The sequence below is a fragment of the Winogradskyella epiphytica genome, from assembly GCF_003217215.1.
Classification (GTDB): Bacteria; Bacteroidota; Bacteroidia; order Flavobacteriales; family Flavobacteriaceae; genus Winogradskyella; species Winogradskyella epiphytica.
The window spans coordinates 1-6,380 of the sequence record NZ_QJTD01000017.1; the positions used below are offsets into that span (position 1 = coordinate 1).

Annotated in this window: 10 protein-coding genes; all 10 read left to right on the forward strand. The window is 31.7% G+C overall.

What is annotated here, in order from left to right; genetic code table 11:
- Positions 1-218: 218 nt before the first annotated feature.
- The 10 genes from DFQ11_RS14465 (at position 219) to DFQ11_RS14515 (ending at position 6,277) form a co-directional block, all read left to right on the forward strand.
- Positions 219-764: a DUF7010 family protein gene (locus DFQ11_RS14465; RefSeq protein ID WP_110476595.1), complete on the forward strand. Its 546-nt coding sequence runs from the start codon at positions 219-221 to the stop codon at positions 762-764.
- Between the two features lie 154 nt (positions 765-918).
- A complete protein-coding gene (locus DFQ11_RS14470) occupies positions 919-1,374 on the forward strand; it encodes an SMI1/KNR4 family protein (RefSeq protein ID WP_110476596.1) in 456 nt (151 codons plus the stop codon).
- Positions 1,375-1,526: 152 nt separating this feature from the next.
- Positions 1,527-2,042 carry a hypothetical protein gene (locus tag DFQ11_RS14475; protein WP_110476597.1) on the forward strand — a complete coding sequence of 172 codons (516 nt, stop codon included), beginning with the start codon at positions 1,527-1,529 and terminating at the stop codon, positions 2,040-2,042.
- Between the two features lie 127 nt (positions 2,043-2,169).
- On the forward strand, positions 2,170-2,835 hold the full coding sequence (locus tag DFQ11_RS14480; protein WP_110476598.1) for a hypothetical protein: 666 nt from the start codon (positions 2,170-2,172) through the stop codon (positions 2,833-2,835).
- Between the two features lie 190 nt (positions 2,836-3,025).
- Positions 3,026-3,265 carry a ribbon-helix-helix domain-containing protein gene (locus DFQ11_RS14485; protein ID WP_110476599.1) on the forward strand — a complete coding sequence of 80 codons (240 nt, stop codon included), beginning with the start codon at positions 3,026-3,028 and terminating at the stop codon, positions 3,263-3,265.
- Entirely contained in the window at positions 3,258-3,545 is a 288-nt protein-coding gene (locus tag DFQ11_RS14490) for a type II toxin-antitoxin system RelE/ParE family toxin (RefSeq protein WP_110476600.1), read from the forward strand. Before DFQ11_RS14485 ends, DFQ11_RS14490 begins: the two co-directional genes overlap by 8 nt.
- A 169-nt stretch (positions 3,546-3,714) precedes the next feature.
- Positions 3,715-4,281 carry a hypothetical protein gene (locus DFQ11_RS14495; protein WP_146221546.1) on the forward strand — a complete coding sequence of 189 codons (567 nt, stop codon included), beginning with the start codon at positions 3,715-3,717 and terminating at the stop codon, positions 4,279-4,281.
- 145 nt (positions 4,282-4,426) lie between these two features.
- Positions 4,427-4,873 (forward strand): hypothetical protein, encoded by a 447-nt coding sequence (locus tag DFQ11_RS14500; protein ID WP_110476602.1) that lies wholly within the window; start codon positions 4,427-4,429, stop codon positions 4,871-4,873.
- A gap of 149 nt (positions 4,874-5,022) precedes the next feature.
- Positions 5,023-5,766 (forward strand): hypothetical protein, encoded by a 744-nt coding sequence (locus tag DFQ11_RS15210; RefSeq protein ID WP_110476603.1) that lies wholly within the window; start codon positions 5,023-5,025, stop codon positions 5,764-5,766.
- 220 nt (positions 5,767-5,986) lie between these two features.
- The gene (locus tag DFQ11_RS14515) at positions 5,987-6,277 is read left to right on the forward strand and encodes a hypothetical protein (RefSeq protein WP_146221547.1); all 291 of its coding nucleotides are present in this window, start codon (positions 5,987-5,989) and stop codon (positions 6,275-6,277) included.
- Positions 6,278-6,380: the final 103 nt, after the last annotated feature.

Consider the following 6,380-nt stretch of genomic DNA (forward strand, 5'->3'; position numbering starts at 1 on the left):
AACTGTTCGAAATAATAGTAGGAAAGAGAGGGGATTGTCATGAAAAACGAGATCGCTGTCTCAATACACAAAATAACCTTAATCCTCTCTTTTTTTCTTTCTGATTTGATTCCTAATTTATAACTTATATTTATAATCGCTAACTTAAGATACACAAAACCGTTGTGGTGCATTTAAAAAAAAACTCGCACAAAAGAAAAAACAGACTGAATTAACCAATGACAAATAGAACACTTGAACAACAGCGAATTGAATTCATCAATCAAAAATTTCTTGCTACACCATTAGCTGGATTGATTATTTGGACTTTAATCGGATTAATCGGAATCTTTTTTTCGGACTTTGTAGCAGTTTGGTCAATTTTTATTGGAACTGGAAGTATTGTGTATCTAGGACTATTCCTTTCAAAATTCACAGGTGAAAATTTCCTAGATAAAAGTAAACCGAAAAACGAATTTGATACTCTTTTTCTTTTCACAGCTGGACAAGCAATTCTCGTTTATTCAATTGCAATACCATTTTTCCTAGTTGACTATTCCTCTCTTCCAATGACTGTGGGGATTTTGACTGGGTTAATGTGGCTACCATTTTCTTGGATTATAAAACATTGGGTTGGAATTTTTCATACATTGACTAGAATAATTATAATTCTAACCCTTTGGTACCTCTTACCTGAATATAGATTTATAGCAATTCCTTTTGCAATCGTTTTGACTTATATTATCACATTAATCATCTTGAAAAACAGAAAGAAGACTGAATAAAAACGACACCACAACAATGGCTATAAGTAATTGCTTTTTCTCGCCTACTTCTGAAAATCCTCGCGGATTTTCAGCTTGGTGTGTACTTGCAAAATTAAGTGCTAACCCACGCAACTACTCATAGCCGAAACCGTTGTACGCAATTTGACCAAAAATGACATACGAAGATTTAAAAGAAAAATATTCTGACCGAGAACCAGCTTTTCCGTCAAATTGTCCCGAACCGAATGAAACGGATTTGAACGAACTGATTGAGAAATATAATTGCAAATTTCCAAAGTCATTTATTGACTTTCAATTAAAATACTGTAAAGAAGTTCCAATTGGAGATTTTGCATTTGAGGGATTTGGTTTTGCAAATAAGGAACTTGACCCTTATATGAACTTGGAAGAAGTTTTAAAAGATTACGCTGAATTAGAATTCCCTGAATATTTAACACCTTTCAGACAAGACAACGGAGATTTTTGGTGTTTTGACAATCGGAGTTCGGAATCTGAATTTCCTGTTGTGATTTTTGACCATAACTCGAATGGAATTGAATCTGACCCAAATTATAAGTGGAAAAATTTTATTGATTGGTTGGATAAAACAATGGAAGATGAATATTAAAAAACTGCGTACAACAATGTATAACCGCAATTACGGCGGATTCGACTACGTCCGAATCCACTCGGAATTGCTAACGCTAGTTCTAAACCGAAAATTAACGCATATTAACCCGTAACTGACGGTTATACGAGACCGTTGGCAGTAATTTGAAAATGACGAACTTTAAAATTGAAAAAGACAAATTATTATCGGAATTAGATTCTGAAATTAAACTGAATCCTGACAATGAAATTCTGAAATCCCTAAATCGGATTTTAAATTCATATCAATCTGTTTCTGAATTGAATGGAATTTTAAGCAGAACTGTTGTTGATAGTCTCGGTTTTGAGTTTAAAATCGGAGAAAAATTAATTGAATTTGAGAACTATTTTTCTGATTTTTCTAACTCAATTCGTTCGGCTGAATTGAGACGTTTAGCGAAAAAATTAATTAAAGAAAATACGCGAATTACATTTTATGGAAAAGCTTGGTCTGAAAGTAAAGCTGATTGGATTTATTTTGACAAAGTGTTTGACTTAAAAAAAATACGGAACAAATTAGCATTCGGAGAAAATATAATTGAACATCAGAATTTAGACGTTAGGTCTGGATTAGAAAGCGGATTTATTGACACCAATACTAACGAGGGAATAATGGGAAAAATAAAAACTACTGCCAACAATGTATAACCGCAATTACGGCGGATTCGACTACGTCCGAATCCAAGCGTAATTGCTGCCGTTGGTGCTTATCCGAAAAACATTAAATTTAGTCCCGTAACTGCGGTTATACTGAACGTTGCCCACAATTTGAAAAATGACAAAAATTCTTTTTATACTGATTATAGTAATTTCTATTAATAGCTATGGACAGATTGAATTTGATACAATAAAGTTTGTACCAATAGATTCCAAAATTATCGAATCTATAGAATCGTCTGGTATGAAAGTCATAGATTCTTTGAATAAACCAAAAGCTTTTGTTTTATCTCAAGACACTTATCCTGAATTTATTGCGCTAAAGAAAAGAAAGAAATTCATATTATTTAATTTATTGCCTGAACCATCATATGGAACTGTTTCAAAAATTGAAAGAAAACAAGTGAACGGAAAAAACTATGAAGAACTTATAGTTTATTGTGATGATACTTATGGACATTCTGGACTAGGAGGTGGTTTAAGAATAACAAATAAAAAAATTCTGATTTACGATTTAAAAAAAATGAAAAAAATATTCGACACAGAATATTTCACTTCAACTTACCGTTGGGAAAATGATGTAACCGATAGTTTAACTGTGGCTTCTTCAACTGAATATTATCTTGAATGTAGTAATTCTAAAATCAAAATTGAGGAAAAAAAGATAGTACTTGAGTTAAAAGAAAATGACGAATGTAAAGAAATAGATTTTTCAGATTATATTAAGACAAAATGTATTTATGTATTAAAGAAGAATATGTTTGTTGAAAAAGAAGCCGAATAAAAACTGTGGGCAACAACGTGTATAGCTCATTGCGGCTGAATTCCTAATCGGAATTCATTGCAATTTGCTATCTTTAGTCCACGGCGGAATAACACTGCGTGTGATTCCGCAACAAGCCATACACACAACCGTTGGCTACAATTTGGAAATGATTCATATTTGGTGTATATTTACATCAAATAATTAGATTATGTCGAGACAAAGTATATCATTTACAAAGCCGAACGATGAATGGCTAAAATCCCAAGTGGACAATAAAGAATATTCAAGTAAAAGCGAATTAGTTAACGATTTGATAAGACAAGCCCGAAAACAGCAAGTTCAAATTGATTGGATTCGAGCTAAAATTGAAAAAGCTGAAAATAGTGGATTTACGAATGACAGCAAAGAAAGTATTTTAGCTCAATCAAAGTCTTTGCTAAATGGCTAAATACAAATTGACAAACGAAGCGAAAAATGACTTGATTCGAATTCATCATTACGGAGTTAAAAAATTCGGAATGACCCAAGCGGACAAATATTTTGAGTCTTTTTTCGAACATTTTGACATTATTGCTGAACGACCTTTTTCTTTTGAATCTGTTGACTATATAAAAAAAGGATACAGACGTTGCGTATGTGGAGTTGATAGTATTTACTATAAAGTCAATGAAAATATTGTTGAGATAGTGACAATAGTTGGAAGACAAGATTTGAATGAAAAATTATAATGGAATTAAAAAACTGTAGCCAACAATGTATAACCGCAATTACGGCGGATTCGACTACGTCCGAATCCACTCGGAATTGCTAACGTCAGTGCTTAACCGAAAATAATAGCTAATTTAACCCGTAACTGACGGTTATACGAGACCGTTGTAAAACATTTAACTCAAACCTATGAAATTAAGGCTAATCCTAAGTTTATTTATCTCTTTTATGATTACTAGTTGTGGTTGCAACGATGACGGATTTGAAAGTTTTGAATTAAACAGTTTTGAAAAAAATGTCATTCCTTTTGACAATAATACGAACATAGAATTTATAGACAATAATTCACAGACAACTGATGCTATAATATCTGAAAAAGTAACAGACAGTTTTGACTTAAACTCTTCAGATGACGAAAGTTGTTTTACATCATTAGTTGAGTATAGTGAATGTACATATGAATTTGGCAATAGTGACAAAATCTATTACGTTAGAATTGCAAAAAGAAAATTCAACTATACTGATTTTTTCATCTACAGTGATAGTCAAGAATATTATACAATTCAAGATTTAGAGACTGAAAACCTCGAACTCGAATTAACCGACATCTCAATTGACGGATTTGATTACACCCAAGTATTTCACTTGACATCAAATAATCCTGAAACCGAATTTGAAAGTATAATTTACTCTACACAAAATGGAATTGAATTTATAAAATATCGAAACGGAAATCACATAAGAATAAATGAATAAAAACGTTTTACAACAATGTATAACCGCAATTACGGCGGATTCGACTACGTCCGAATCCACTCGGAATTGCTAATGTCAGTGCCAAACCGAAAATTAACGCATATTAACCCGTAACTGACGGTTATACGAAACCGTTACCTGTAATATGAAAAACGCAATACTAATATTGACTTTATTTTTTTCAATCGGAAGTTATGCTTGTGACTGTGATGGAATTTTAACGATTGAAAAAGCATTCAAACATTCCGAAAAAGTATTTACTGGAAAAATAATCAGTATAGATCCTTATAATTCTAAAGTATATGAAAATGGAGACGAAACGATTGAGGAATATTCCAATGTTAAAGTCAAAATTGAAATAACAAATTCGTTTAAAGGAAATTCAAAAAAAATAATTGAAATCATAACTGGAATTGGTGGTGGAGATTGTGGATATGACTTTATTCTCGGAGAAGAATATCTGATATTCGCATATGATAACGGAATTTATACGGAGAAGAATGATGGAATTATGGAAACAACTATTTGTGACGGAAATGGAAAAATGTCTGACAGAAAAGAATGGATGAACTATTTAAAAAAACTGAAATAAATACTACAGGTAACAACGGCTATAATTCATTGCGGTTGAATTCCTAATCGGAATTCAACACTTATTTGCTATCTTTCGGCTACAGCGGAAAGAATCCTGCGGATTTTTCCGCAACGAAATCATAGCCAAGACCGTTGGCAATAATTTGAATGAACATAATTCGAACAATATTAATAATTGCAATTTGTCAAAGTTGCGCGGATAAAAACTTAGATACCGACTTGCTTGGTAATTGGAGTTCAACGAATAGTGCAAATATTGTGGATTTAAGATTCTACAAAGATTCTCTTTTGACAAATTCTTGGGAACGAGAAACCAAGTACTCCTGGAGAAGTGACAATTCAAAAATTTATTATACTCAACTAACAAATATTGACCCTGATTTAAGAACCGACTTTGTTTTTGAATATAAAATGAATTCTCAAAAGGATACTTTATTCATCAAAACAGAGACTGATTCTTTACGCACAATTGAATTATCGAAAATTAATAATGCATATCAATACTTTGAAAAAAACATAAATCTCGACATTGATTTAGTCAAGAAAGAAAACGGACTCATTCCGAGCGGAAATAAAGAATTTGACTATAATATTTATGTTGGATATAAAAATGGCAAACTAATATCAAAATCAGATAAATATATAAACCTATCGGGTATCGAACTTGCAACTATGGAATATATTTTTTCATTTAAGGAGCCAAATGAGAATGATTTTAAATATATGTTGTTCGTGGATAAAAAAGTTCCCAAAAAACAATACGATTCTATTAAGTCTCTTTTAGAAAATACTAGGATTAAAAAAATATTTCGAGTATATACCAATAACAAAGTGGATTACACAAAAACCGATTGGAAATCGGAATTGAATTGGTATGGAACATACGAATGAAAAAACTATTGCCAACAATGGCTATAAGTAATTGCTTGTTCTCACCTACTTTTGAAAATCCTCGCGGATTTTCAGTTTGGTGCGTACTTGCAAAGTTAAGTGCTAAACCACGCAACTACTCATAGCCGAGACCGTTGTAGCCAATTAAAGAAATGAGTACTGAAAATGAAATTTTTATTCCAATCAAAAAACTCGGAAAAAGTTAGCCGAAAAACTGAATTTGGAATTTGACGAAAATATGCAAGATTGGGAATGGGAAATATCTGACTCAAATCGAATTGCTGAATTCATAACGGAATATGATAATCGGAATTCTTCACAAGCGGAAAAAGAAACGCTAATGGAAATTATTCTTGATAGTCTGAACGATATGGAAAAAACAAATAATGAATTTGAAAAACATTTGAACTCTGTTCTTTTAAGATTAAAAAAGAATTCTGAAATTCATAAAGGAACAATTAAATATTGGAAAAACGGAAAATTTGATATTTCTGAACTTCTGAAAAAATAACTGGCTACAACAAAGTACTGTGGTAAAAAACAAGTAAAAAAGCATTAATTTCTCACCAAAGAACTTCTGTAACTATCCTCATATATTAGTCCAGATTTAGCAA

Bases quoted from the DNA above. Each gene is read 5' to 3' on its own strand.
- DFQ11_RS14490 (WP_110476600.1), top strand. From the start codon at position 3,258: ATGGCTAAATACAAATTGACAAACGAAGCGAAAAATGACTTGATTCGA.
- DFQ11_RS14500 (WP_110476602.1), top strand. From the start codon at position 4,427: ATGAAAAACGCAATACTAATATTGACTTTATTTTTTTCAATCGGAAGT.
- DFQ11_RS14470 (WP_110476596.1), top strand. From the start codon at position 919: ATGACATACGAAGATTTAAAAGAAAAATATTCTGACCGAGAACCAGCT.
- DFQ11_RS14485 (WP_110476599.1), top strand. From the start codon at position 3,026: ATGTCGAGACAAAGTATATCATTTACAAAGCCGAACGATGAATGGCTA.
- DFQ11_RS14495 (WP_146221546.1), top strand. From the start codon at position 3,715: ATGAAATTAAGGCTAATCCTAAGTTTATTTATCTCTTTTATGATTACT.
- DFQ11_RS14465 (WP_110476595.1), top strand. From the start codon at position 219: ATGACAAATAGAACACTTGAACAACAGCGAATTGAATTCATCAATCAA.
- DFQ11_RS15210 (WP_110476603.1), top strand. From the start codon at position 5,023: ATGAACATAATTCGAACAATATTAATAATTGCAATTTGTCAAAGTTGC.
- DFQ11_RS14480 (WP_110476598.1), top strand. From the start codon at position 2,170: ATGACAAAAATTCTTTTTATACTGATTATAGTAATTTCTATTAATAGC.
- DFQ11_RS14475 (WP_110476597.1), top strand. From the start codon at position 1,527: ATGACGAACTTTAAAATTGAAAAAGACAAATTATTATCGGAATTAGAT.